This is a genomic window from Ruegeria sp. L11 (assembly GCF_056531755.1).
The window spans coordinates 145,723-167,918 of sequence record NZ_JBQFMI010000005.1 but is presented as its reverse complement, the minus strand read 5'-3'; the positions used below and the strand labels follow the sequence as shown (position 1 = coordinate 167,918).

27 protein-coding genes are annotated in these 22,196 nt (G+C 58.8%); 10 read left to right on the top strand and 17 right to left on the bottom strand.

From position 1 onward, the window contains the following. Positions 1 to 29: 29 nt before the first annotated feature. Positions 30 to 833, bottom strand: coding sequence for a DUF6473 family protein (locus ACR0CE_RS12220; RefSeq protein WP_480623487.1), 804 nt, complete (start codon positions 831 to 833; stop codon positions 30 to 32). 164 nt (positions 834 to 997) lie between these two features. On the opposite strand from ACR0CE_RS12220, the gene ACR0CE_RS12215 reads away from it, so the two are divergent. After that, positions 998 to 1,873, top strand: a complete 876-nt coding sequence (locus tag ACR0CE_RS12215) for a 3-hydroxybutyryl-CoA dehydrogenase (protein ID WP_209506328.1) — start codon at positions 998 to 1,000, stop codon at positions 1,871 to 1,873. Positions 1,874 to 1,920: 47 nt separating this feature from the next. Here the strand turns inward: ACR0CE_RS12215 and ACR0CE_RS12210 are convergent, their stop codons facing one another. The 7 genes from ACR0CE_RS12210 to ACR0CE_RS12180 are packed head-to-tail and all read right to left on the bottom strand — an operon-like array spanning position 1,921 to position 7,342. Continuing rightward, positions 1,921 to 2,820: a lysophospholipid acyltransferase family protein gene (locus ACR0CE_RS12210; protein ID WP_480494611.1), complete on the bottom strand. Its 900-nt coding sequence runs from the start codon at positions 2,818 to 2,820 to the stop codon at positions 1,921 to 1,923. 40 nt (positions 2,821 to 2,860) lie between these two features. Beyond that, complete coding sequence (locus ACR0CE_RS12205; protein ID WP_209506323.1) at positions 2,861 to 3,130, bottom strand: HPr family phosphocarrier protein; 270 nt, start codon at positions 3,128 to 3,130, stop codon at positions 2,861 to 2,863. Positions 3,131 to 3,146: 16 nt separating this feature from the next. Continuing rightward, positions 3,147 to 3,539, bottom strand: coding sequence for a PTS sugar transporter subunit IIA (locus ACR0CE_RS12200; protein WP_267364203.1), 393 nt, complete (start codon positions 3,537 to 3,539; stop codon positions 3,147 to 3,149). Next, positions 3,536 to 4,417 (bottom strand): RNase adapter RapZ, encoded by an 882-nt coding sequence (gene rapZ, locus ACR0CE_RS12195; protein WP_480487121.1) that lies wholly within the window; start codon positions 4,415 to 4,417, stop codon positions 3,536 to 3,538. Before rapZ ends, ACR0CE_RS12200 begins: the two co-directional genes overlap by 4 nt. Beyond that, on the bottom strand, positions 4,414 to 4,884 hold the full coding sequence (locus ACR0CE_RS12190) for an HPr kinase/phosphorylase (RefSeq protein ID WP_480832640.1): 471 nt from the start codon (positions 4,882 to 4,884) through the stop codon (positions 4,414 to 4,416). Before ACR0CE_RS12190 ends, rapZ begins: the two co-directional genes overlap by 4 nt. Positions 4,885 to 4,887: 3 nt before the next feature. Next, positions 4,888 to 6,606, bottom strand: a complete 1,719-nt coding sequence (locus tag ACR0CE_RS12185; protein WP_480832638.1) for an ATP-binding protein — start codon at positions 6,604 to 6,606, stop codon at positions 4,888 to 4,890. Between the two features lie 31 nt (positions 6,607 to 6,637). Next, positions 6,638 to 7,342 (bottom strand): response regulator transcription factor, encoded by a 705-nt coding sequence (locus ACR0CE_RS12180; RefSeq protein ID WP_267364197.1) that lies wholly within the window; start codon positions 7,340 to 7,342, stop codon positions 6,638 to 6,640. Between the two features lie 345 nt (positions 7,343 to 7,687). On the opposite strand from ACR0CE_RS12180, the gene ACR0CE_RS12175 reads away from it, so the two are divergent. The 3 genes from ACR0CE_RS12175 to ACR0CE_RS12165 all read left to right on the top strand — a co-directional run bounded on the left by ACR0CE_RS12175 (position 7,688) and on the right by ACR0CE_RS12165 (position 10,532). Beyond that, entirely contained in the window at positions 7,688 to 9,286 is a 1,599-nt protein-coding gene (locus tag ACR0CE_RS12175) for a phosphoenolpyruvate carboxykinase (RefSeq protein ID WP_480832637.1), read from the top strand. 280 nt (positions 9,287 to 9,566) lie between these two features. Next, positions 9,567 to 9,953 (top strand): hypothetical protein, encoded by a 387-nt coding sequence (locus ACR0CE_RS12170; RefSeq protein ID WP_480483750.1) that lies wholly within the window; start codon positions 9,567 to 9,569, stop codon positions 9,951 to 9,953. A 33-nt stretch (positions 9,954 to 9,986) separates the two neighbouring features. Further along, entirely contained in the window at positions 9,987 to 10,532 is a 546-nt protein-coding gene (locus tag ACR0CE_RS12165; RefSeq protein WP_267364195.1) for a hypothetical protein, read from the top strand. Between the two features lie 4 nt (positions 10,533 to 10,536). Here ACR0CE_RS12165 and ACR0CE_RS12160 read toward each other — a convergent pair whose 3' ends face one another. Continuing rightward, positions 10,537 to 11,301 carry a sulfite exporter TauE/SafE family protein gene (locus tag ACR0CE_RS12160; protein ID WP_480483751.1) on the bottom strand — a complete coding sequence of 255 codons (765 nt, stop codon included), beginning with the start codon at positions 11,299 to 11,301 and terminating at the stop codon, positions 10,537 to 10,539. Between the two features lie 144 nt (positions 11,302 to 11,445). Between ACR0CE_RS12160 and ACR0CE_RS12155 the strand changes: the two genes are divergently transcribed. The 3 genes from ACR0CE_RS12155 to ACR0CE_RS12145 all read left to right on the top strand — a co-directional run bounded on the left by ACR0CE_RS12155 (position 11,446) and on the right by ACR0CE_RS12145 (position 14,376). After that, positions 11,446 to 13,137 carry an acyl-CoA dehydrogenase family protein gene (locus ACR0CE_RS12155; RefSeq protein ID WP_480483752.1) on the top strand — a complete coding sequence of 564 codons (1,692 nt, stop codon included), beginning with the start codon at positions 11,446 to 11,448 and terminating at the stop codon, positions 13,135 to 13,137. Between the two features lie 251 nt (positions 13,138 to 13,388). Further along, positions 13,389 to 13,943 (top strand): hypothetical protein, encoded by a 555-nt coding sequence (locus tag ACR0CE_RS12150; protein WP_480832635.1) that lies wholly within the window; start codon positions 13,389 to 13,391, stop codon positions 13,941 to 13,943. A 40-nt stretch (positions 13,944 to 13,983) separates the two neighbouring features. Further along, entirely contained in the window at positions 13,984 to 14,376 is a 393-nt protein-coding gene (locus ACR0CE_RS12145; protein WP_480832633.1) for an META domain-containing protein, read from the top strand. On the opposite strand, the gene recO is transcribed toward ACR0CE_RS12145, so the two are convergent. Continuing rightward, a complete protein-coding gene (gene recO / locus ACR0CE_RS12140; RefSeq protein ID WP_480832631.1) occupies positions 14,360 to 15,085 on the bottom strand; it encodes a DNA repair protein RecO in 726 nt (241 codons plus the stop codon). The genes ACR0CE_RS12145 and recO overlap by 17 nt on opposite strands. A 223-nt stretch (positions 15,086 to 15,308) precedes the next feature. Here recO and ACR0CE_RS12135 point away from each other — a divergent pair, with 223 nt between their 5' ends. Continuing rightward, a complete protein-coding gene (locus tag ACR0CE_RS12135) occupies positions 15,309 to 15,707 on the top strand; it encodes a RidA family protein (RefSeq protein WP_480494626.1) in 399 nt (132 codons plus the stop codon). A 44-nt stretch (positions 15,708 to 15,751) separates the two neighbouring features. On the opposite strand, the gene ACR0CE_RS12130 is transcribed toward ACR0CE_RS12135, so the two are convergent. Genes ACR0CE_RS12130 through ACR0CE_RS12120 form a run of 3 tightly spaced genes read right to left on the bottom strand, consistent with a single transcriptional unit; the run spans position 15,752 to position 17,148 of the window. Continuing rightward, on the bottom strand, positions 15,752 to 16,081 hold the full coding sequence (locus ACR0CE_RS12130; protein WP_480832629.1) for a DUF1491 family protein: 330 nt from the start codon (positions 16,079 to 16,081) through the stop codon (positions 15,752 to 15,754). Continuing rightward, positions 16,078 to 16,986 (bottom strand): GTPase Era, encoded by a 909-nt coding sequence (gene era / locus ACR0CE_RS12125; RefSeq protein ID WP_480473866.1) that lies wholly within the window; start codon positions 16,984 to 16,986, stop codon positions 16,078 to 16,080. The genes ACR0CE_RS12130 and era overlap by 4 nt, the downstream gene beginning before the upstream one ends. Before the next feature lie 33 nt (positions 16,987 to 17,019). Then, the gene (locus tag ACR0CE_RS12120) at positions 17,020 to 17,148 is read right to left on the bottom strand and encodes a hypothetical protein (RefSeq protein WP_267366116.1); all 129 of its coding nucleotides are present in this window, start codon (positions 17,146 to 17,148) and stop codon (positions 17,020 to 17,022) included. Between ACR0CE_RS12120 and ACR0CE_RS12115 the strand changes: the two genes are divergently transcribed. After that, positions 17,147 to 18,529: a multicopper oxidase family protein gene (locus tag ACR0CE_RS12115; RefSeq protein WP_480832627.1), complete on the top strand. Its 1,383-nt coding sequence runs from the start codon at positions 17,147 to 17,149 to the stop codon at positions 18,527 to 18,529. The two genes, ACR0CE_RS12120 and ACR0CE_RS12115, sit on opposite strands and share 2 nt — an antisense overlap. A 51-nt stretch (positions 18,530 to 18,580) precedes the next feature. Here ACR0CE_RS12115 and ACR0CE_RS12110 read toward each other — a convergent pair whose 3' ends face one another. The 4 genes from ACR0CE_RS12110 to acpS all read right to left on the bottom strand — a co-directional run bounded on the left by ACR0CE_RS12110 (position 18,581) and on the right by acpS (position 21,207). After that, positions 18,581 to 19,057 (bottom strand): hypothetical protein, encoded by a 477-nt coding sequence (locus tag ACR0CE_RS12110; protein ID WP_480483757.1) that lies wholly within the window; start codon positions 19,055 to 19,057, stop codon positions 18,581 to 18,583. A 154-nt stretch (positions 19,058 to 19,211) separates the two neighbouring features. Then, positions 19,212 to 19,889, bottom strand: coding sequence for a ribonuclease III (gene rnc / locus ACR0CE_RS12105; RefSeq protein WP_480832625.1), 678 nt, complete (start codon positions 19,887 to 19,889; stop codon positions 19,212 to 19,214). Next, positions 19,886 to 20,725: a signal peptidase I gene (lepB, locus tag ACR0CE_RS12100; protein ID WP_480832623.1), complete on the bottom strand. Its 840-nt coding sequence runs from the start codon at positions 20,723 to 20,725 to the stop codon at positions 19,886 to 19,888. The genes rnc and lepB overlap by 4 nt, the downstream gene beginning before the upstream one ends. A gap of 62 nt (positions 20,726 to 20,787) precedes the next feature. Beyond that, entirely contained in the window at positions 20,788 to 21,207 is a 420-nt protein-coding gene (acpS, locus tag ACR0CE_RS12095; RefSeq protein ID WP_209506227.1) for a holo-ACP synthase, read from the bottom strand. A 126-nt stretch (positions 21,208 to 21,333) separates the two neighbouring features. Between acpS and ACR0CE_RS12090 the strand changes: the two genes are divergently transcribed. Continuing rightward, positions 21,334 to 22,182, top strand: a complete 849-nt coding sequence (locus ACR0CE_RS12090) for a CE1 family esterase (protein WP_480483759.1) — start codon at positions 21,334 to 21,336, stop codon at positions 22,180 to 22,182. Positions 22,183 to 22,196 lie beyond the last annotated feature (14 nt).

Sequence of the window (22,196 nt, the reverse complement as noted above, 5' to 3'; positions counted from 1 at the left end):
CCAAAGGCCCGCCACCAAGCGGGCCTTTTTCAATTCAATCCCCTCAAAGCCACCTCAAGCTTCAAAGCAATCTCCCTATGCGCCGAGGGGCCAAGCATATGCTCGGCCACAGGCTGTTGCAGCGCCCCGAACAACACGTCCTCGATCTCGTCTGACAAGGAGGACACACTGACCGAGCATTCCACGACATCGGCACATAGCTGTCGAACCTGTTCGATCATGTCAGCGTCGGGCAGGACAAGATCGCGATGCCGGTCCTCCTGTCGCTGTATATGCAGCCAGAGAAGAACAACCCCCGACTTGATCCGGCGTATCAGCTCGGATGTGTTGCGCAACCATGTCTCTCGCAACTCCTGCGCCACAACCTCAAAGCGCGCGTCCTTTGTGGCCCGCAACCGTTCCAGCAAATGCCTGACAAAGTGGATTTCCGTGAAATCGACCTCGGGATAAAGATCCAGCAGATCGCGCGAAGGTTCAAGAAACCGATCATTCCGACGCGGGTGCACGCGATAGAATCTGTTCGACTGGCAGGGCACGTCCAGCACTTGCAGCACACAACGGTCCGATCCGTTGACAAGGTTTAATACCCCCGGATCGGCAAGCAACGCGTCAGCCCCGCAAAAAAGGTTACCAAAATTGATACAAGGTTTCGGCAACCTTTTTGCAAGCAATGCCGGGTACGGATATTCCACGAACCGGCCAAACGTCTCTTCTCCACCCAGGCAGGCCACATAAGGCGTATCAAGATTTCCGGGCGGCGACCGAAACCAAAGATTTGATCCTGCATATTGGCACGCGGCCTCTGTGCCGTTGCTTACACGATGAAAGCTCATACCAAGCCCCCCAAATTTTCACCCAATTGCCAATTTGCGGCCTTAGGTATTGAGAATCTCCTAATGCGCGCATTTGAAGCAAAATTGACCGGTTCGATCCTCTTGCCGCCCGCCCCGGTCTGCCGATACTGTCCCGGTATCCTCCAGGGCAAAGGCAGCTGAACATGGAAGTTAAATCGGTCGGGGTGATTGGCGCGGGTCAGATGGGCAACGGCATTGCCCATGTTCTGGCTTTGGCGGAATACGATGTCTTGCTGAATGATGTCAGTCAGGATGCGTTGAACAGCGCAATGGCCACGATCGAAGGCAACATGGCGCGTCAGGCATCACGTGGCAAGATCACTGACGATGCGATGCAGGCGGCCCTGAAGCGTATTACGACCACCCTTGAATTGCCGCAGCTGGGACAGACCGATCTGGTGATCGAAGCCGCAACCGAGCGGGAAACGGTCAAACAGGCCATTTTCGAAGATCTGCAACCGCACCTCCTGCCGCATACGATCCTGACGTCGAATACGTCGTCCATTTCCATCACGCGTCTGGCCAGCCGTACCGACCGGCCCGAACGTTTCATGGGTTTCCACTTCATGAACCCGGTTCCGATCATGCAATTGGTGGAACTGATCCGCGGTATCGCAACAGATGAGGAAACCTTCAAAGCCTGCAAGGCGGTCGTGGACCGGTTGGGCAAAACAGCTGCCAGCGCCGAAGATTTCCCGGCTTTCATCGTTAACCGCATCCTGATGCCGATGATCAACGAAGCCGTTTATACGCTGTATGAAGGTGTCGGAAGCGTCCAATCCATCGACCAATCGATGAAACTGGGTGCGAATCACCCCATGGGGCCGTTGGAACTGGCGGATTTCATCGGGCTGGACACATGTCTTGCCATCATGAACGTCTTGCATGATGGTCTGGCTGATACAAAGTATCGCCCCTGCCCGCTATTGACCAAATATGTCGAGGCCGGATGGCTGGGGCGCAAGACGCAACGCGGTTTCTATGACTATCGCGGCGAGGTGCCGGTTCCGACACGTTAAGTAAACCGCCCGTGCCCGGTACGGTACAGGTCAGATGAAAACACGGGTCAGGACTTGCCTGACTTGCCCAGCGACAGTGTATGGTTTCTGAGCCAGGTCATGAAACCACGCGGGTCTCTCTCCAACTGTTCCATGTCCTGATCCGAGATCGGATCACCAATGACCGGCGATTGCGGTTTTTTGCACGAGCGGACGATTTCATGCAGCAACAAGCCTTGCCGCAGGATCGGCGACAGTTTGTTGGCGATCTGGTACCAGCGCGAGTTGCTGCCGGGAAAGAAAATCGGCACCACACGCGCGCCTGAACGGCGGATCATTTTTGCGGTGAACACATTCCACTCGCGCTCGACCGCGGGGCCAAACCAGTCATCCGAAGACATGACGACACCGGACGGGAACAGCGCCACGACACCGCCGTCTTTCAGATGGTCCATCGCCTTGCCACGCATTTCCAGCATCTTGGCCTGCGCTTCGGGGTCATGCGGAAACGGAACCGGGATCATGAAAGACGTCGCGGCCTCATCAAGACCCGTCAGGACCGAGCGGGTCAGAATGCGATAATCACTGCGGATCCGCCCTATCAACTCGGCCAGAATCATACCGTCCACCATTCCGTGAGGGTGGTTGGCAACGACAACGACGGGGCCGGATTTTGGAATACGGGCAATCTGTTCTTGCGGTGTGGTCAGGTCAATCCCCATCACCTCAAGCGCGCCGCCCCAGAACCGCTGGCCCCGGTAAAATTCGTTCTTTTTCTCGAATTTGTTGACCATCCGCAGAATGGTCAGCTTGCCCGTGCACCATTCGATGGCGCGAATGGCCGTCGAAGTCCAGGCATCGTCGAACGAGTTCGCATAGGTCAGAGTTCTACGGTCGTAGATCTCGCCCTGATCTGCGGTCCCATCCACCACCGGGCGTGTCTTGGTCTCGTGCGTCGTTTCCGCCAATTCCTGGTCTTCCCGTTCTTCCTGTCCCGGTAAGGGCAGCTTAGAACCCCTCTCCGAACTTGTCGTTCACAAGCGCTTCCAGAGCTTCTGCCAATGCTTCAGCATCCGGTCCGGAGGTCTCGACGTCAATAGTTGTTCCACGTGATGCTGCCAACATCAAAAGGCCCATAATACTGTCGCCTGACGCAGAAATTCCGTCCTTCGACACCTCGGCATGCGCGTCGAAACCTTCCACAACCTCGACCAGCTTCGCAGATGCGCGGGCATGCAGACCTTTTTCATTGATAATTTTCAGGCTTCGGGTGGTCATATTCATCAATCCGATTTTAGTCCAATGTCACATTTTGCGCATTGATGTATTTGCGTCCAGCTTCCATTGCCTGACGGACAGCATCACCAACGGGTAAGTGGCGGCTTTTGGCCAATTTAATGAGCATTGGCAGGTTTGCCCCATACAATATCCGCCGATCCTGAGGGGCGCAGGCCCGCAGGCTGAGATTTGAAGGGCTGCCGCCGAACAGGTCGGTTACAACGACAACACCGTCGCCCATATCCACTGCGTCAGCCGCACGACAGATTTCCGCCTGTTTTTCATCCCTGTCGTGGTCAGGTTCGATCGCAATGGCCACAAGGCCGGGCTGCGGCCCGACCACATGCTGTGTGGCGGCCAGGTATTCCTGGGCCAAACCGCCATGCGCAACGATCACAATTCCGATCAATCCGACCTCACATTCAACGACCGACGTTCCATCTCGCGATGCCTAATTGCCACCTGCTGCCCATCCTCTGCAAGGGCCTTTGCAACGGCTTCTGCCATTGCGACGGATCTGTGTTGCCCACCCGTGCATCCGAAAGCCACCGACAGATGTGCTTTTCCTTCGGCCCGAAAGGCCGGCAGCAACAAGGTTAGCAAATCCATCACCCGTCCAAGAAAGGGTTCGTAATTCTTATCCGATTGGACATAGCGCGCAACGTCCGAGTGTCGCCCATCCGCCGCCCGCAACTCGGGGCGCCAATAGGGGTTCGCCAGAAACCGGCAATCAAAGACCATGTCCAGCCCACGCGGAAGGCCCCGCTTGTACGAAAACGACTCGATTGAAACTGCCAGATGTCGCCCCCCCTGGGGCGCAAACCAGTTTTCAACTTCTTCCCGTAACTGGTGCACGTTCAGTTGGCTTGTATCGATCAGGGTATCTGCAATCTCGCGTATGGGGGCCAGCAGCTCTTTTTCGCGCTGAACACCGGTCTCAGGGCTGGCATCTTTGGCGACGGGATGCCGCCTGCGGGTTTCCGAAAACCGGCGCACCAATACGTCATCACTGCAATCCAGATACAGAACGGTCAAATCCACCCGCGCCATGCGGCCCAGGCTTTCGGCCAGTTCGATAAACCCGATTGTCGAGAAATCGCGATTTCGGGCGTCAATGCCAAGCGCCATTGGGCGGTCGCTGTCCGCGCTGTCCAGCAGGCGCAGCAGCAGGCCCATCGGCAGATTGTCGATGGCCTCAAAACCCAGGTCTTCCAGTACATGAATGGCTGTGGATCTTCCGGCCCCTGATGGGCCTGTTACCAGCACGATCCGCCGTTGCTCTGTCATTTGTTCGGCCATTCCGGGTGTACACGCCCATTCTTCAGAAGCTGCATCAACGCTGCGGCCAAGTTGGGCACGCCCGCCCCGCGAAGCAAGGGAACAGTTTGCCCCAGCAGCACGATTGTCGCCTCGGCAGGTAACCTTTGTGGCTCGTTTTGATCCAGATCCACAACATAGTCCAAGGGGACCGGTCCGAATACATCCGCTTTGATCAAACCAATGTGACGGGCCTCGATCAAACCCTGTATCTGCGGCACGGCGGCGGCAATGACCTGATGGTCCCGCCTTGACAGGTCGACCCGATCATCCGCGACCAGACCCGCCCCATAGGCCATCATCTGCAATGCCAATGCCGATTTTCCCGCGCCCGAGGCACCGACGATCAACAGCCCGCGCCCGGCAACTGTTACGCATGAGGCATGAACACAAGCGCTGTCCCGGTCTTTGGCGTCTGACAGAGAACCTGCTTGCATGAGTTATACAGGTAACCCCACCACAAAGCGTGCCCCTAGCGGGTCTGACGTAATATCCGCTTCGGTCGGGCGGATATTCTCAGCCCAGATTACGCCGCCATGAGCTTCGACAATCTGTTTCGAGATGGCCAGACCAAGCCCCGAATTGTTGCCGAAATGCTCTGCCGGGCGTTGCGAATAGAAACGCTTGAACACTTTGGTCAAGGCCTGTTCCGGAATACCCGGCCCGGTGTCTTCGACCACGACTAGAACACGGTTGTCTCGCTGACGGACCCAGACGCGGATGGCATCACTTTCTTCACAGAAGGAAATGGCATTGGTGATCAGATTGACGAATACCTGCGCCAGCCGTGCCTCAAGCCCGTTAATGACAATCGGTTCGGATGGCAGATCGGTGATATAGTCAATCCCCTTGGACCGCGCGTCCTCACCCAGATATTGACCGATATTGCCAATCAGCTTGAGCAGATCAAAGGGCTGCTCTTCTTCCTTAACCAGTTCCGCATCAAGACGTGACGCGTTCGAGATGTCGCTGACCAGCCGGTCCAGGCGCCGAACGTCATGTTCGATTACACCCAGCAGCTTGTCGCGCTGATCTTCGCGCTTGACCATGCGAAGCGTGCCAACAGCGGATTGCAGGCTGGCCAAGGGGTTCTTGATTTCATGGGCGACATCAGCGGCGAACTGTTCGTTTGCGTCGATCCGATTATACAGAGCAGTCACCATGCCCCGTAAAGCGCGGCTGAGGCGACCGATTTCATCCGGACGGGCGCTTAGATCAGGGATGCGAATGCGCCCCGGATTGACCCCTGTGCCCCGATCCTTACCCATTTCGGCCGCTGCGGCCAGGTCCGCCAATGGGTTGGCGATGGTCGAAGCCAGCACAAGGCTCAGGCCCACCGAAACCAGCAAAGCCACCACGAACATTTGCAGAATGCGCTCCTGCTCACGGCGGGCCAGTGCGTCGATCTCACCGGCGGGGCCTGTGATGGCAACTGCTCCGGCAGGGGTATCCTCGTAAAGAATCGGAGCAGCAGCTACGATCACGGTCTCACCTGCGGCGTCCTGAACTGCCTGAACCTGCCTTTGACCTGCCAGCGCCTGTGGGATAATTCCCTGCACCCGCTGTGCCAGAGTCGGTGCCTCGACCTCGGTCGACCAGTTGAGAAGGTTCGACACACCGATCCAGACCGCGTTCAACGTGTCGCTGATCACCGTGCTGCCGGTTTGCACCTCGGAATTGGATTGCAGAAGAACCGGCATGGCCGACACTTGCGGGGCACCGCGTGTCCAGCCAATCAGGGTGCCACTGGCGTCATAGACAAAGACTTCGCCGCCTTCAGGAAGTGTCAAACCTGACAGCGTATCTCTGACGTCGAGGTTGCCAGCATCCTGCGCGGTGTGCTGCGCACCCTGGCGCAGCTGGGTTTCAAAGACGTTGCTGACCAGCTGCGCATCGCCAAGCAGATTGCGCGCCGTCTGCTGAACCGTCTCTTTCCGCGAATCGTCCAGATACAGCAATCCTGTAACCAGGATCACCAGCGCGATCAGGTTGAAGGTGATGATCTTGCGCGCCAAAGGCGAGCCTCGCAGAGAAAACAGGTTTCTCTGGGACCGCTTTTCCCTCAGTTCCGCTGACTCGGTATCGTCGGGAATGACCCAGTCATCCCCGAGTACGACGTCACCGTCACGTAGTTCGCTGGCTGCTTCGGTGTCGCGCACGAGAGCCCATTACCCCTTGCTGGCGTGGCGCCTATTCTTCGTTGTACCGATAACCGATACCATAAAGGGTTTCGATCGCCGAAAACTCGGGATCAGCCGCGCGCATCTTCTTGCGCAGACGCTTGATGTGGCTGTCGATCGTCCGGTCATCCACATAAACCTGATCATCATAGGCCACATCCATCAGCTGGTCGCGGCTTTTGACGAAACCCGGACGCTGGGCAAGTGCCTGAAGAAGCAGGAATTCGGTCACGGTCAGGGATACATCATTCCCTTTCCAGCTGACCGCATGGCGCAGCGGGTCCATCCGCAAGTCGCCGCGTTCCATAACCTTTGTGTCGTTGCTATTGGCCGCAATCGCGTCGCCGCTTGTTGCTTCTTGCCGACGCAGCAGAGCGCGGATGCGCTCAACCAGCAACCGTTGCGAGAAGGGCTTTTTCACATAGTCATCCGCGCCCATGCGCAGACCCAGAACCTCGTCGATTTCATCATCTTTCGAGGTCAGAAAAATCACCGGCATCTGCGTTTTCTGACGCAGCCGTTGCAGCAGATCCATGCCATCCATTCGCGGCATCTTTATATCGAGTACGGCCATATCAGGCAGCTTTTTGTTGAACGCATCCAACGCGGCCTGGCCATCATTATAAGTTTCAACCTCGAAACCTTCGGCTTCGAGTGTCATGGATACAGACGTCAGAATGTTTCTATCGTCATCCACAAGTGCAATCTTTGACATCGGGCTCACCCCTATTCCTGCTCACTCGCGCAATAATTCGCTTATTTGTAAGGCATTGTTGGCGGTTTTAAGACGCCGAATCAATCCGTAACTGCGAATCGTGCCTTTGTTGCGGCAGGTCTGCGGCAAATTTGCCTTTATGCCCGCAAAAATATGCCCGGTTCTCGGTCATTGAATTTGTGATGGCGCTAAACCCGAACTTGGTTGCGCTAACTGCGTCAAACCCGCCTGTTCATGTCCTGAACGACCGTGGTAAGACGCGCCCAACCGCCGGTTTTCCCGGTACACTGCCCCAAAGGCGCCTCAGGGCCCAAAGCCCCCGCGCCGCCACAGGAGAAGACACACATGACATCTGGACGGGTTAACCCGCAATTCCGCCTCGAGGATCAGGGCATCGAGGGTCTGGGCAATGTCTATTATAACTTCATGGAACCGGCGCTGATCGAAGAAGCGCTGAAGCGCGGCGAAGGTACACTTGGGAATGGCGGTGCCTTTCTGGTCACCACTGGCAAGTTCACCGGTCGATCGCCCAAGGACAAGCACGTCGTCAAAACCAGCAGCGTGGCTGACACTGTCTGGTGGGAAAACAATGCCGAGATGACCCCCGAGGGATTTGACGCCCTCTACCAAGACATGCTGGCCCATATGAAAGGCCGCGACTATTTCGTGCAGGATCTCGTCGGTGGTGCCGATCCGACCTACGCGATCAACGTGCGCATGGTGACCGAGCTTGCCTGGCACAACCTGTTCATCCGTCACCTGCTGCGTCGCCCGGATCGCGAGGATCTGGACGAGTTCACCGCGGACTTCACCATCATCAACTGCCCCAGCTTTCAGGCTGACCCGGCCAAACATAACTGCCGTAGCGAGACGGTTATTGCGCTGAACTTCGACCGCAAGCTGATTCTGATCGGCGGCACCGAATACGCGGGTGAGAACAAGAAATCCGTCTTTACCCTGCTGAACTACATGCTGCCGGAAAAAGGCGTGATGCCGATGCACTGCTCGGCCAACCATGCTGTCGGAAACGCGGTCGATACCGCCGTGTTCTTTGGTCTGTCCGGCACCGGCAAGACAACCCTGTCCGCTGATCCTTCGCGCACGCTGATCGGAGATGACGAGCACGGCTGGTCAGATCGGGGCACCTTCAACTTCGAAGGCGGCTGCTATGCCAAGACCATCAACCTGAACGCCGAAGCCGAGCCGGAAATTTATGCGACCACCTCGAAATTCGGCACAGTGATCGAAAACATGGTCTTTGACCCCGAGACCAAGAAACTGGATTTCGACGACGACTCGCTGACAGCGAACATGCGTTGCGCCTATCCGCTTGAGTATATCTCGAACGCCTCCAAAAGCGCGCTGGGTGGTCATCCTAAGAACATCATCATGCTGACCTGCGATGCCTTTGGTGTACTGCCTCCGATCGCGCGGCTGACGCCTGCACAGGCAATGTATCACTTCCTGTCGGGCTTCACGTCAAAGGTGGCGGGGACCGAGCGTGGCGTTACAGAACCGCAACCCACCTTCTCGACCTGCTTTGGTGCGCCGTTCATGCCGCGTCGCCCGGAAGTCTACGGAAACCTGCTGCGCGACAAGATCGCCCAGCACGGCGCGACCTGCTGGCTGGTCAATACAGGCTGGACCGGTGGCGCCTATGGTGTCGGCAGCCGGATGCCGATCAAGGCCACCCGCGCCCTGCTGACCGCAGCGCTGGATGGTTCACTGCGCGACGCCGAGTTCCGCAAGGACGCCAATTTCGGCTTTGACGTTCCCGTCTCTGTCCCGGGCGTCCCCGAAGTTCTGCTTGACCCGCGTCGGACCTGGGATGATCAGGCCGCATTCGACAAGCAGGCCGAGAAACTGGTGCAGATGTTTGCCGAGAACTTTGAGCAGTATCTGCCGTTCATTGACGACGACATCAAAGCCGTCGCAATCGGATAAACGAAAAAGGGGCCGTCAGGCCCCTTTCTTTTTGCCGATCCGTAGCTTTTTTGCTGTCCGCCGAATACTCATCTTATAGTTGTATGTCGCTAAAAGCACATACAAGTGCGTTGTTTCAAAGTGCGATCTGCGCTAGGCATATTTACTGTTGAGACGAAAAAGCCCGGCACATTCGCGCCGGGCACTGACTGAAAGGACTTTATGGAAGCTCATATGCGCACACTCACAACGCTGGATTGAGCAACCTAATCAGGCTTCTAGTCTAAGTAAACGGGGATGAGTGTCAACATGGGACTGGCTGGTTGGTATTGCTATCAGTGTGGTTCAAATGGTCGCGGACATGCGGCGGTTGGCACAGAAAACTACAGGTAACACCATGACGGAAATCTCGAAACTCACCGAACTACGCAAATTGATGCAAAGCATGGAGCGGACGCTTGGGCTGGAAAAACTATCTCCGGTTGAGCGCGACATCTATTACGCCGCGGAAGAGCTTTCAAAATCCACTCAGGAAGTGCGTACGTTCGGTTTGATCGAGCATACTTTGGTCCAAAGCATTTCACGCCCAACTTTTTTCCGCGCGCTGAAATCGCTGGTCGAAAAAGGCTATCTTTCGCAAAGCGGCAGCGCCAACCGCGGGCGGTACATCGTTCATGCCCCCAGATGACGCGCCCCGTGCGCGCACGGTGATGTGATCGCAATGCGCGGCTGGGCGACTGACACCCTTGCGGCTTCACTGGCTTATGTGCTGGCGTCGATACTGACCTTCGCCGTGCTTATGCCAATGCAGAACGTGTTTTTTCCGGAATACCCAAGCCGGGCGAGCCTGCTGTTTTTGCCGCATGGCGTGCGGGTTCTGTCGGCCTGGTTGCTGGGGTGGCGCGCAGTATTTGCGTTGCTGCCGGGTGTGTTCATCGTCTTTGCTTATCTGGCGGGAACGGATGTTTTCCTGCCCACCCGCCTGCTGGCAATTGCTGTCGCGGTTCTGACAGTTCCTGCGGTTTTCTATCTGCTCAAGGCCGTCGGATGGGACCTGTTCCCCAACCCGAACCGCAAACCCTGCTGGATTTGCGTTATGGGCGTGGGCATAGCCACATCCATTTTGGTCTCTGGCCTGACCAATCTGGTCTTTGGCAGTGCAACGGTTGAGTACATCGCCTTCCTTATCGGCGACATCTCGGGCCTGTTCTTTCTGATGCTGGGTCTGTATTTCGCGTTCCGGTTTGCAGACAGGCGACCGGGCTAGCACCTCAGCCCATCAGGCCACGCCGCAGCAGGTTCAATCCCGCTACCAGTAAAACGAACAGCGTCGCCTTGCGAAAGCTGGCCTGATCGATGCGATCCTGCAATTTCAAACCAACCCACATGCCAAGCATGGCAGGAAAGATCAGTATTACTGAAAACGGAACCGTTTGCACCCGCAGAAAACCGGACCAGACATGCGCGGCCAGTAACATGACCGCCCCCAATCCATAGATGACGCCCTGAATTCGGATCTGCTCGGCCTTCGGGGTATTCAAAGCCGTCAGATAAGCAACTGTGGGGGGACCCCAGATGCCCGACATGCCGCCCACGAACCCGGCGACGCCGCCAACAATAGCCTCAACACCGGTTGATGGATGATGTAGCACCAGCCTGACGCCCAGAACCTGCACAAGGGCGAAGAAGGACACGAATGCACCGATCAGCAGCAGGAAGACCGAGCCGGGCACCAGCGTAACCAGCTGTGCGCTCAGCACCAGAAAAATACCGCCAACGACCAGGAACACCCGAAATCGTCGAATAGAGCTGAGTGCGGCGCTGGCGCCCCCGCGAAAAGCCTGAACGCCGTTGGTGACAAGGGTCGGCAGAATAAGCCCTGCCAGGGTCAGATCCGGTGGCAGAAACGAATTCAGGCCAGATACAAACACCATGGGCATGGCAAATCCAACCATGCCCTTGACCCATCCGGCGGCAAAGGCGACGGCGATGGCAAGTAACAGCTCTTGCGGCGACAGAAGGGAAAACAGGTCCATGCCTTCTAGATATCATCTGGATTTTCTTCTGCATTGCAAAAATGATAAGGTAATTTTTGAACTTTCTAGCAGCAAATTGAGTATTTTTGTTGCGCTGCACGTGCAGCATGATATGACCAGACGACCGAGGAAAGGACGCGATTCATGGCCCATGACGGACAGGATATGACCCAAATGACAACTGATGCAGTTTTGCCCGATCTTCTGGATTTAACGCGGGCCGCCGTGCCTGCTGTGGACGCCGTTTTTGAAAAAGCCCGCGCATCCGTGCGTGGCATGGTGACTGCTGAGGGCCGGGTTTCTGGCGCATTGATCGAAGCAAATCAGACCGCCGCGCATGGTCTGGCCTGGCTGGCGACATATTCGCAGTCGCTGCAACAGATGCAGCGCTGGGCAGAAGCGCTGCAAGCCGATGGTAAATTTGGCGAGATCGAGCAGTTGCTGCACCAGATAGCCTTTGGCGAATATCTGCACCAGGTCGCGGGCGGAATTCCGATGAACCAGGGCGAGGTGGTGCGTCTTCAGGATATGGGTCTTGGCTGGGACGCGCTGTCGGGCTTTCAGTCGACCGAAGTGCAGACCCTGATGGCACGGGCCAATTCTCAGGCCGCACGTAGCCGTCTGGTTGCGCTGATGCAGGATCAGGCCGGAGCTACGATGTTCGGCGCGTCCGGTCTGGATGAAGAGCTTGAGATGATCCGGGACCAGTTCCGCCGCTACGCGCAGGAAAAGGTCGAACCAAACGCGCATGACTGGCACCTGAAGGATGAACTGATTCCGTTGGAAATCATTGAAGAACTGGCGGAAATGGGCGTTTTTGGTCTGACCATCCCCGAGGAGTTCGGTGGGTTTGGCCTGTCCAAAGCGTCGATGTGCGTGGTGTCCGAGGAACTGTCGCGTGGCTATATCGGCGTGGGTTCGCTGGGTACCCGATCCGAGATTGCGGCCGAGTTGATCATCGCGGGCGGCACCGACGCGCAAAAGGCACAGTGGTTGCCAAAGATCGCCAGTGCCGAGATCCTGCCGACCGCCGTTTTCACGGAACCTAACACCGGTTCAGACCTTGGCAGCCTGCGCACGCGCGCGGTCAAGGATGAGAATGGCGATTACAAGATCACCGGCAACAAGACCTGGATCACCCACGCCGCGCGAACCCATGTGATGACCCTGCTGGCGCGGACCAACCCCGACAGCACCGACCACCGCGGCCTGTCCATGTTCCTGGCGGAAAAGACACCGGGCACTGACGAGAACCCCTTCCCGACCCCCGGCATGACCGGTGGCGAGATCGAGGTTCTGGGCTATCGCGGCATGAAGGAATACGAGCTGGGTTTTGACGGCTTCCACGTCAAGGGTGAGAACCTTCTGGGCGGAGAAGAAGGCAAAGGTTTCAAACAGTTGATGGAAACCTTCGAAAGTGCGCGCATCCAGACCGCCGCCCGCGCCATCGGCGTGGCACAGTGTGCGCTGGACATCGCCATGCAATATGCGATCGACCGCAAGCAGTTCGGAAAATCCCTGATCAACTTCCCGCGCGTGTCCGGCAAACTGGCGATGATGGCGGTCGAAATCATGATCGCGCGTCAGCTGACCTACTTCAGCGCATGGGAAAAAGATCACGGCCAGCGCTGTGACCTTGAGGCCGGTATGGCCAAGCTGCTTGGTGCGCGTGTGGCCTGGGCTGCGGCGGATAACGGGTTGCAGATTCATGGCGGCAACGGCTTTGCGCTGGAATACAAGATCAGCCGCGTTCTGTGTGACGCGCGTATCCTTAACATTTTTGAAGGGGCTGCCGAAATTCAGGCACAGGTCATCGCACGACGTCTGCTCGGGTGACCCATTTCCGCAGTCCTGTTTCCCCGACTGGCCCGGCGCTTGCGCCGGGTCTTTTTCCTGTATTGTACAATCTGTACGCGGTCCGAACCGTGCAGAGTACGTTTTGTACAAAACATTCCAATGCCCCTCGTGGCCCGCGTGACGGTCACAAATGACCCACGTGTTTCAAAACTTCCCCCTTTGATCCCGCCCCTTTCACCGGTAGAGCATCAGCCGGACACGAGACGGAAAAATAACTTTTGGGAAACCGCATGACCCGATCTTTCCTTGCCATGTGCGCTGTTCTTGCCGCTCTTGCTCTGGTGGCTTGCACCACCCCGCAGCCGACGGTGAGCCGGAACGATATTGATGCGCTGGCGCAGTCGATCCAGGCGCTTGGGCCCAATGTCGATCCGACCGAGGCACAGCAAGCGGCCACGATTGCCTATGCCTATTCGCAGCAGCTGAAGCAGGACTGGAACGTCACCGACCCGGCGATCATCCACAATGCCAAGGTCATCAACGGGTTCCGCGAAAAGGGTCTGTGCAATGACTGGGCCGAAGCGATGACCAAACGCTTGCGGCAGGAAAATTTCCGGACGCTGGACCTGAACTGGGCCACGTCGCCTCCAACCCCGTTTCGCATCATCCACCATTCGGCATCGATCAGCGCCAAGGGGGACACGATGTATGACGGTATCATCCTCGACCCCTGGCGCAACAGCGGTGCCTTGTTCTGGGCGCCGGTGCGCGAGGATACGCGATACAACTGGGCACCCCGGCTGGAAGTGCGCGAGCGGCTTCTGAATGGGTCTTTGCCCTACTGACCCGGTTTCGCCGATAGGGCTGATACGCTAGAACCCTGCCATGACACGCCTGATCCTGACCCTGCCTTTGATGGCCCTGTTTCAATGCGACAGGGATGAATCCGTTGCCGCTTATGGCGCGGCAGACCGGACATGGGCGTTGCAGGAGATCGACGGACAGCCCTTTGCCGCCAGCGCCTTGCTACGGTTCCCAGAAGAGGGCAGGATAACCGGAAATGCCCCCTGCAACGGCTATGACGGTACGCTGAGCGCGCCCTACCCGTGGTTCGAAATTCAGGACCTGAGAGCAACGCGGGCCGCCTGCGCCGGGCTTGAGGCCGAAGGGGTCTATTTCGCCGCCCTTTTGGCCATGACCCAATCCGAAGTGTCGGGCGATGTGCTGATCCTGCGCAATGAAGACGGGCACGAGATGGTGTTCACAGCCGCCGAGTGACCTGATCCACGAACCGCGCGCGCGCCTCGGGCAAAGGGTTATGCCCCAGCGCGGGGGCGACGCGGTGGTTCAGGAAATATCCTGTTGTGCGCAAAGCCTCGGCAATCTCGGCATCCGGCACGGTGCCTTCACCCCGCAGACAGGGCGGCAGCGGCAACATCTTGTCTGCCCATTCCCCGGCCCCTTTGGCACTGACGGCGCGCCCGGTCTTGGGCGACACATAAACCAGCCCCTCGGTCGTGCCGGTCGCGGCGCAGGCGGTCAGGTCAAGGCCAAAGCCAAGCTCGTCCAGCAGCGCCAGCTCCCATCGCAGGTAGGCCAGCGGCCAGATCTCATCCTGTCCCAACAGGTCCATCAACCGCTCGGTCCGGGTATAGAGCGCCGGGTGCGCCTCTCGTTCGGGCAGGCAGAAGGACAAAAGCGACACGACGGCGTTCAGCCCGGACAGGGCCAGCCGCCCGGAAAACGCCGCCGCCGCGCGCGAGCGCAGGGGTTCGACCTGAAAGGTGCCGATATGTTCCTCCAGCCGCGCACGCCACAGCACATCCAGCTGCGCGCCGGGTTGCAGGATCGGTGCGATCTTGCGGCTGGTCCCGCCCCGCACCACACCGGCATGACGCCCGTGGGATTCGGTAAAGACCTCGATAATCGCCGAGGTTTCGCCGTGGCGGCGAGAGGTCAGTAGGATGCCGTGATCGCGCCAGTCCAATTCGGAGTCCTGTCGGTGATTAAGTTGTAGTGTTCCCAGAAAATCGTGAAGGGTTCCGTTCTGCAATGGTTTTGCACATCAAACGCGGAAAGATACGTGAATCGCTTGGTCCGACGGCAGGGGACTGGGCATCTATGCGGACAAAGCCGCCGTCTGGTTTTCGGCCTCGGCCCCACAAAAAATATGCTACACCAACCTCACCATTATCAGGTGGAGGAGAGAGATGACATACGAGCGCAAGCTGATATCGAACGGGAATCCCATGGAAGACATCGTGGGCTTCAGTAGAGCTGTCCGGGTAGGACCATTCATCTCGGTTGGGGGCACTGCACCCGTTGATACAGATGGCAACACGGTGGGCGTGGGCGATGTTTTCGCCCAAACAACGCATTGCTTTGAAATCATCAAAGCCGCGCTGGAGGAAGCTGGCTCTGGTCTTGATGATATGGTGCGTACTCGCGTGATCCTCACCGATATCAACAACTGGAAAGAGGCGATTGAGGCCAGAAAGGCCTATTGCCGGGATGTCAAACCTGTGGACACGATTATGGCGATCGACAGGTTCATCAATCCTGAATGGCTGGTTGAAATCGAAGTGGATGCGTTTGTGGCCAACGCGTAGATCATTTCCGCTTTGGGCTCGAAAGCCGACATGCGTCTGGCCCGCTACTCCAGCCCCTCTTCGCCCAGCAGATGTCGGCCTTGCCGGTCTTCGACCTCAATCACCCAGAGGTCGGGGTCAAAGCTGCGCTGGCGCTGGATGGCGTGATCCACGTCGCCCTCGGGGCCAGAGGAAAGTTCGACCCATGTGCGTTCGCCGCTCAACAGATCAAAGCTGCGTTGAAAGGCGGTGGCCTGCCCGTCGAGCGTGTTGAGCTTGACCAGAACCGCGCCCGCGGTGTCATCGCCATGGGCCACGACAAAGGCGGGGATTTCCTGAAACCGGAGCCGCGCCAGATAGGCGTGCACCCAGAAATCAGCGGTCAGGCGGGTCATGCGTTGCCGTCTTTGAAATCCAGACCCATTTCCGAATAGCGCTCGGATTCCTCAAGCCAGTTGGGCCGGACTTTCACTTGCAGGAACAGGTGGATCTTGCGGTCGAGGAACTCTTCCAGTTCCGCCCGCGCGGCCTGACTGACGGCCTTGATCGTCTCGCCCTTCTTGCCCAGAACGATGCCCTTGTGGCCGTCGCGCATGACATAGATGACCTGATCGATTCTGGCCGAGCCGTCCTTGCGTTCTTCCCAGTTTTCGGTCTCGACCGTCAGTTGGTAGGGCAGTTCCTGATGCAGGCGCAGGGTCAGCTTCTCGCGCGTCATTTCAGCGGCGATCATGCGCAGGGGCAGATCGGCGATCTGGTCTTCGGGATACAGCCACGGGCCTTCGGGCAATTCGCCCGCCAGCCATTTGCGCAGGTCGTCGACGCCGTGGCCTTTTTCGGCCGAGATCATGAAGGTTTCGGCAAAAGGGTAGCGCGCGTTCAGGTCGCTGGTCAGCGCCAGCAGTTTCTCGGACGGCACCTTGTCGATCTTGTTGATGGCCAGCGCGATGGTGCGGCCCTGCCCGATCTCGGCCAGCCCTTCGAGGATGCGTTCGACCCCTTCGGTGATGCCGCGATGCGCCTCGACCATCAGCACGACGATATCGGCATCGGCGGCCCCGCCCCAGGCGGCGGCGACCATGGCACGGTCCAGACGGCGGCGCGGTTTGAACAGGCCCGGCGTGTCCACAAAGACCAGTTGCGCGTCACCTTCCATCGCAACGCCGCGGATACGCGCACGCGTGGTCTGCACCTTATGGGTCACGATCGAGACCTTGGCCCCGACCATGCGGTTCAGGAGGGTGGATTTGCCTGCGTTGGGCTCTCCGATCAGGGCGATAAATCCGGCGCGTGTGGTCATATGTCTGGCAATCCTGTCTGCAACTGCGCCCCCCTATAGCAGAAAGGGGCGGCGGGCCAGAGGGATTTGTCGCATTGCGGCCCTGCGTTTGCGGTGGCAGGACAGGCACAGATGCCCAGCCAGTTCCAGCCCGGCAGCAAATCCTTTCAGTGAGGTTGTCATGAAACGTCGCGAGTTTCTTTTTGGAAGCGGTGCCGCCGCAGGTGCGTTTGGGTTGGGCGAATGGTCGCTGGCGGCAGGTGATGCAGCACAGGAACTGGTGCTGCAACCCGCCAGTTACCGGCTGCGCGAAGGGCTGACCACAGGGATGGTCAGCCTGTCGCCCGATGCGCCGCCGCCGGTTCTGTATGGGCGGCAGGGCGAGCCTATGCGGCTGAGCGTGCGCAATACGCTGCCGGACTATACCTCGATGCACTGGCACGGGTTGCGCATCCGAAACGAGATGGACGGGGTGCCTTACCTGACCCAGATGCCCATCGGCGAGGGCGAAAGTTTCACCTATGAGTTCACGCCACCGGATGCGGGGACCTACTGGTATCACCCCCATTGCATGACGATGGAGCAGATGGCGCGCGGGCTGACCGGCGTGATAGTGATTGCCGAGCCGGAAGAGCCGGGGTTCGACAGCGAACAGGTGATCAATCTGCGGGATTTCCGTCTGGACGAGGATGACGCGTTCCTGCCGGCCTATACGGCGCGGGGTGCGGCGCGGGCGGGCACGTTTGGTACGGTGCAGACCGCCAACTGGCAGAGCACGGCAGTTTATGAGCACGCGGCGGGCAGTCTGGTGCGGCTGCGGGTGGTCAACACGGACACGACCCGCATCTATAAGCTGCATCCCGAGGGGGCCGAAACCCGGATCATCGCCTGGGACGGGCATCCGGTCGAGATTGACCTGCCGGTGCCAACGGCGGATGAACCGCTGTTGCTGGGCCCCGGTCAACGGGTGGATTTTGCCGTCCGGATGCCCGAGGGCGAAGGGCGGTCGGCGGAGCTGATGGCCAAGTTTCCCGGCCAGCCGCACCGCGCCATGGCCCGCTTGCGGGCGACCGGCACATCAGCGGCGCGCGATCTGCGAGAGCTGCGCCCGCTGCGTGCAAATCCCGTTGTGCGACCTGATCCAAACGGCGCGGAGCTGCATGAGTTCGTCTTTGGCTGGACCCCGGAGGGCGGTGCCCCGAATGACGGGTTCTGCGGCACGCTGGGGTATAGTTTCTGGTCGATCAACCGCAAACCCTGGCCGGGTGATGCAGCGCAGGGCACCGGGCCGCTGGCGGTTCTGGAACAAGGCAAAAGTTATGTCCTGCGGTTGCGCAACGAGTCGCCCAACCTGCATCCGATCCACCTGCACGGGCTGGCCTTCGTGCCGCTGCGATCCAACCTGCGCACCCTGCCACCGCTGATGACCGACACGATGCTGCTGTTGAAGGATGAGGTGGCGGACATCGCGCTGGTGGCGGACAACCCCGGCGACTGGGCCTTTCATTGCCATGTGATCGAACATCAGAAAACCGGGCTGACCGGGTTTTTCCGGGTGGAGTGATAAATGAAAGCCGTCGGCCCGACACCGGACCGACGGATAGAACGGATCAGATCACGGGTGACGGCGCAGGATGGGGTTCAGCACGGCAACAAACACGATGCCGTACAAAACGTGGCCGATCAGCGCGACCCATGTGATCCCGACGAAGTTCAGGAACGGCGGCAGACCGGCAAAGGTCGTGACACCTCCGATTGCAAACACCCACAGACCGAATCCATAGATTGCCGAGGCTGCCAACATGTGGACCGGACCCAGTACCTTGACCCAGATTGGCTGGAAAATAAGGAACCAACCCAAAGGATAGGCAATCAGGCCGACAATGTAGAAATGCACGAAGAAGCCCAGAAAAGCGTTGCTGGGCAAACCCAGACTGGACAGCAAACTCTGCGCCAGACCTTCGGGTGACAGGTTGGCCCAGCCGATCCCCGGACTGACAACTTGCCCCCAGAAATCGAAGGCCATGGTTGCCACAAACCCGGCAATGAACAGGAAGCCGATATTGACGAGCGAGAGTTTTGCACGTTGCATTGGATTGCCTTAATACGTTGTTTCCCGAGTGCTTTGACCTGCCGCAGTCTAACGGGTGCCAAAACGACTGATACCCAGATACAGGTCGTCTGTCGTGGCTTCTATAGTCTTCAAGTTAGATTGAAGTTTGTGACAGGCCGAGCTTCAACAGGGATCAGCCGACCCGCTCCAGCAACGCCTTGGCAGCCGCTTGTTCGGCCTGGCGCTTGGAGCCTGCGGTGGCCTGTGCCTCGGTTCCGTCCTGAAGGCGGGCGGCGATTGTGAAGACGGGGGCGTGGTCGGGGCCGCTGCGTTTGACCTCGACATAGCTGGGTGGTTTCTGGCCGCGCGCCTGTGCCCATTCCTGAAGCGCGGTTTTGGCGTCGCGGGCGTCGGCCTCGACCTTGTGGATGCGGTCGCCCCAGAGGGCGAGGATGACATCGCGGGCGGCTTCGAACCCGGCGTCGCGGTAGATGGCGGCAATCACCGCCTCCATCGCGTCGCCCAGCAGCGCCTGTTTGCGGCGCCCCCCCGAGAGCATCTCGGACCGGCCCAGTTTCAGCACCGCGCCCAGATCGATCTGGCGGGCGACATCTGCGCAGGCCTCTTTCCGGACCAGCGCGTTGAACCGGGGCGCAAGCTGGCCTTCGGAGGCTTTCTTGTCGGCCTCAAGCAGCGCGGTGGCCATGACAAGGCCCAGCACCCGGTCGCCCAGAAATTCAAGCCGCTGATTGTCCGGGCGTGTCGACGATGAGACCGAGCCGTGGGTCAGCGCACGCACCAGCAGTTCGGGGTTTTTGAACTCATACCCCAATCGCCGCTGGAACGCCTTTATTTCAGCCGAGAGCTTCAATTGACCGCCTTAAAGAACCGATCCCCGCGCCAGGTCCAGAAGAACAGCATCGACCGGCCAGCGGACGAGAACATGATCCGGTCGGCGCGACCGATCAGGTTTTCGTAAGGCACATAGCCAACCCCGCCAGCGGATTGCGGCAGGCGGCTGTCAGCCGAGTTGTCGCGGTTGTCGCCCATGAAGAAATAGTGGCCTTCGGGCACGGTATAGATGCCGGTATTGTCCGACCCCTGATTGCCGATATTCAGCACGTCATAAGTGACACCGTTGGGCAGGGTTTCGATCAGGCGCGACTTTTCACAGGCGCCGCCAACACCGACGGGGCCGTTTTCGCAGCGGGGGCGCAGGCGTTGCGGGCCCTGCGGTTCGGCGATTTCGGTGAATATGCCGTCAGGCTGTTGCGGAACCGGTGTGCCGTTGAGGATGATCTGCCCCTCGCGGACCTGAATGCGGTCGCCCGGCAGGCCGATAAGGCGCTTGATATAGTCGCGCCCGCTAACCGGGTGGCGGAAGACGATGACATCGCCGCGCACGGGATCGCCGCCCCAGATGCGGTTGCCGTCGCCGCCCTGCATCCAGCCGCAGAGATCTTCGGCGTCGATGTTCAGACCGACACTGGGAATGATCAGGCTGGGGCATGAGGCGTAGGAATAGCCGTAGGCCATTTTGTTGACGAAGAGGAAATCGCCGATCAGCAGCGTCTGTTTCATCGAACCGGAGGGAATCCAGAACGGTTGAAAGAAGAGGGTCCGGAACACGCCCGCGATCAGCAGGGCATAGACGATGGTCTTGATCGTTTCCCAGACGCCGCTTCCGATCTTGGCTTCGTCGGCCATACTGCTCTCTCCAGTTCTCTGTGCTTGGCTTCGCTGCTACATGCGGGGGGGATGGGGTCAAGTCAAGGCTGTGTGACGTGATCTTGCAGAGGACGCGCCTCGATCACGACAAAGGCCTGTGCCCAGGGGTGGTCATCGGTCAGGGTGACGTGGATGATCGCCTCGTGCCCAGCGGGTGTCAGTTCGTTCAGGCGTTCGGCGGCCCAGCCAGTGACATGCATCACCGGCTGCCCGGTACGCAGGTTGGTGACGGCCATGTCCTTCCACGAAATGCCCATGCGCAGGCCGGTGCCGAGCGCCTTGGAACAGGCCTCTTTCGCGGCCCAGCGTTTGGCATAAGTACCTGCGGTATCCGCACGGCGTTCGGCCTTGCGCTGTTCGGTGTCAGTAAAGACACGGTTGCGGAACCGGTCGCCGAACCGGTCGAGCGTGCCCTGAATGCGGTCGATATTTGCAAGGTCTGTGCCGATGCCGAGGATCATGTGGCTCTCATTTCTCTGGTCGGGCCAATCAACGGCAATTGATGACCACGCGCAAGCGGTTGGTTGCCGCATTCCGTGATATACTTTACCGGAATGTGCAATTTTTACGTTGGTTCGGGGGACGCAATGTCGAAAATTCCGTTCATGGCAATCGCGGTGGCTGGCATTGTCGCAAGCACCGTTTTCCCCGCTTTTGCACAGGATTGCGGAACCGAGGATACCCCCTGTCAGGTAGGAGAGTTGTCCTATCGGGTGGTTCTGCCCGAGGCCGCGCCCGAGCCGCCAGCTGTTATCTATCTGCATGGCTATGGGGCAACGGCGAATTCAGCAGTGAATCTTTCCGGCCTTGCGGCGGCCTTTACCGACCGCGGCATCGCCTTTATCGCGCCGAATGGTCAGGTCGACATTGGCAACCCCAAGGTGTTGGACTGGGGGGTGCATGATGGCTATCGCTGGCCGCGGGATGATCTGGCCGCGCTGGAGCAGATCAAGGAAGACGCCATTGCCCGTTTCGACCTGAACGCAGATCGCATTTTGCTGGCGGGGTATTCACGCGGCGGATCACTGGTTTGGGACAAGGCCTGCACGGATCATTCCTTTGCCTTTGCCTATGCCTCGGCATCAGGGGCTTTTTGGGAGCCAATGTGGCGGCGGTGCAGCGGCCCGGTTCACATGCATCATTCCCACGGATTTGCAGACCGGACCGTCCCGCTGGAGGGGCGTTTTGTGACCTTTGGGGACTATGATTTCGAACAGGGCAGCGTTTTGAAATCCATTGAAATTCTGACCAGAACCAATGGATGCGGGCAGATGGCAAACAGCGTTGCAACAGAAGGCGCATCCTGGCGAAAGAAGTGGAGCAAGTGTCAGGACGGTTCTGTCACCCTGGCGCTTGGGCCACATGGCCACGGCAGGCAGCCCGGTTGGGCCGGTGCCGTGGCGGATTGGTTTCTGGAAATCTCGAACGCGCCCTAGCGCTTCCACCGGAA

Coding starts and splice junctions, on each gene's coding strand:
- ACR0CE_RS12220 (WP_480623487.1), bottom strand. CDS start 833: ATGAGCTTTCATCGTGTAAGCAACGGCACAGAGGCCGCGTGCCAATAT.
- ACR0CE_RS12215 (WP_209506328.1), top strand. CDS start 998: ATGGAAGTTAAATCGGTCGGGGTGATTGGCGCGGGTCAGATGGGCAAC.
- ACR0CE_RS12205 (WP_209506323.1), bottom strand. CDS start 3,130: ATGACCACCCGAAGCCTGAAAATTATCAATGAAAAAGGTCTGCATGCC.
- rapZ (WP_480487121.1), bottom strand. CDS start 4,417: ATGACAGAGCAACGGCGGATCGTGCTGGTAACAGGCCCATCAGGGGCC.
- ACR0CE_RS12190 (WP_480832640.1), bottom strand. CDS start 4,884: ATGCAAGCAGGTTCTCTGTCAGACGCCAAAGACCGGGACAGCGCTTGT.
- ACR0CE_RS12180 (WP_267364197.1), bottom strand. CDS start 7,342: ATGTCAAAGATTGCACTTGTGGATGACGATAGAAACATTCTGACGTCT.
- ACR0CE_RS12175 (WP_480832637.1), top strand. CDS start 7,688: ATGACATCTGGACGGGTTAACCCGCAATTCCGCCTCGAGGATCAGGGC.
- ACR0CE_RS12165 (WP_267364195.1), top strand. CDS start 9,987: ATGCGCGGCTGGGCGACTGACACCCTTGCGGCTTCACTGGCTTATGTG.
- ACR0CE_RS12160 (WP_480483751.1), bottom strand. CDS start 11,301: ATGGACCTGTTTTCCCTTCTGTCGCCGCAAGAGCTGTTACTTGCCATC.
- ACR0CE_RS12155 (WP_480483752.1), top strand. CDS start 11,446: ATGGCCCATGACGGACAGGATATGACCCAAATGACAACTGATGCAGTT.
- ACR0CE_RS12150 (WP_480832635.1), top strand. CDS start 13,389: ATGACCCGATCTTTCCTTGCCATGTGCGCTGTTCTTGCCGCTCTTGCT.
- ACR0CE_RS12145 (WP_480832633.1), top strand. CDS start 13,984: ATGACACGCCTGATCCTGACCCTGCCTTTGATGGCCCTGTTTCAATGC.
- ACR0CE_RS12135 (WP_480494626.1), top strand. CDS start 15,309: ATGACATACGAGCGCAAGCTGATATCGAACGGGAATCCCATGGAAGAC.
- ACR0CE_RS12130 (WP_480832629.1), bottom strand. CDS start 16,081: ATGACCCGCCTGACCGCTGATTTCTGGGTGCACGCCTATCTGGCGCGG.
- era (WP_480473866.1), bottom strand. CDS start 16,986: ATGACCACACGCGCCGGATTTATCGCCCTGATCGGAGAGCCCAACGCA.
- ACR0CE_RS12115 (WP_480832627.1), top strand. CDS start 17,147: ATGAAACGTCGCGAGTTTCTTTTTGGAAGCGGTGCCGCCGCAGGTGCG.
- ACR0CE_RS12120 (WP_267366116.1), bottom strand. CDS start 17,148: ATGACAACCTCACTGAAAGGATTTGCTGCCGGGCTGGAACTGGCTGGG.
- ACR0CE_RS12110 (WP_480483757.1), bottom strand. CDS start 19,057: ATGCAACGTGCAAAACTCTCGCTCGTCAATATCGGCTTCCTGTTCATT.
- lepB (WP_480832623.1), bottom strand. CDS start 20,725: ATGGCCGACGAAGCCAAGATCGGAAGCGGCGTCTGGGAAACGATCAAG.
- acpS (WP_209506227.1), bottom strand. CDS start 21,207: ATGATCCTCGGCATCGGCACAGACCTTGCAAATATCGACCGCATTCAG.
- ACR0CE_RS12090 (WP_480483759.1), top strand. CDS start 21,334: ATGTCGAAAATTCCGTTCATGGCAATCGCGGTGGCTGGCATTGTCGCA.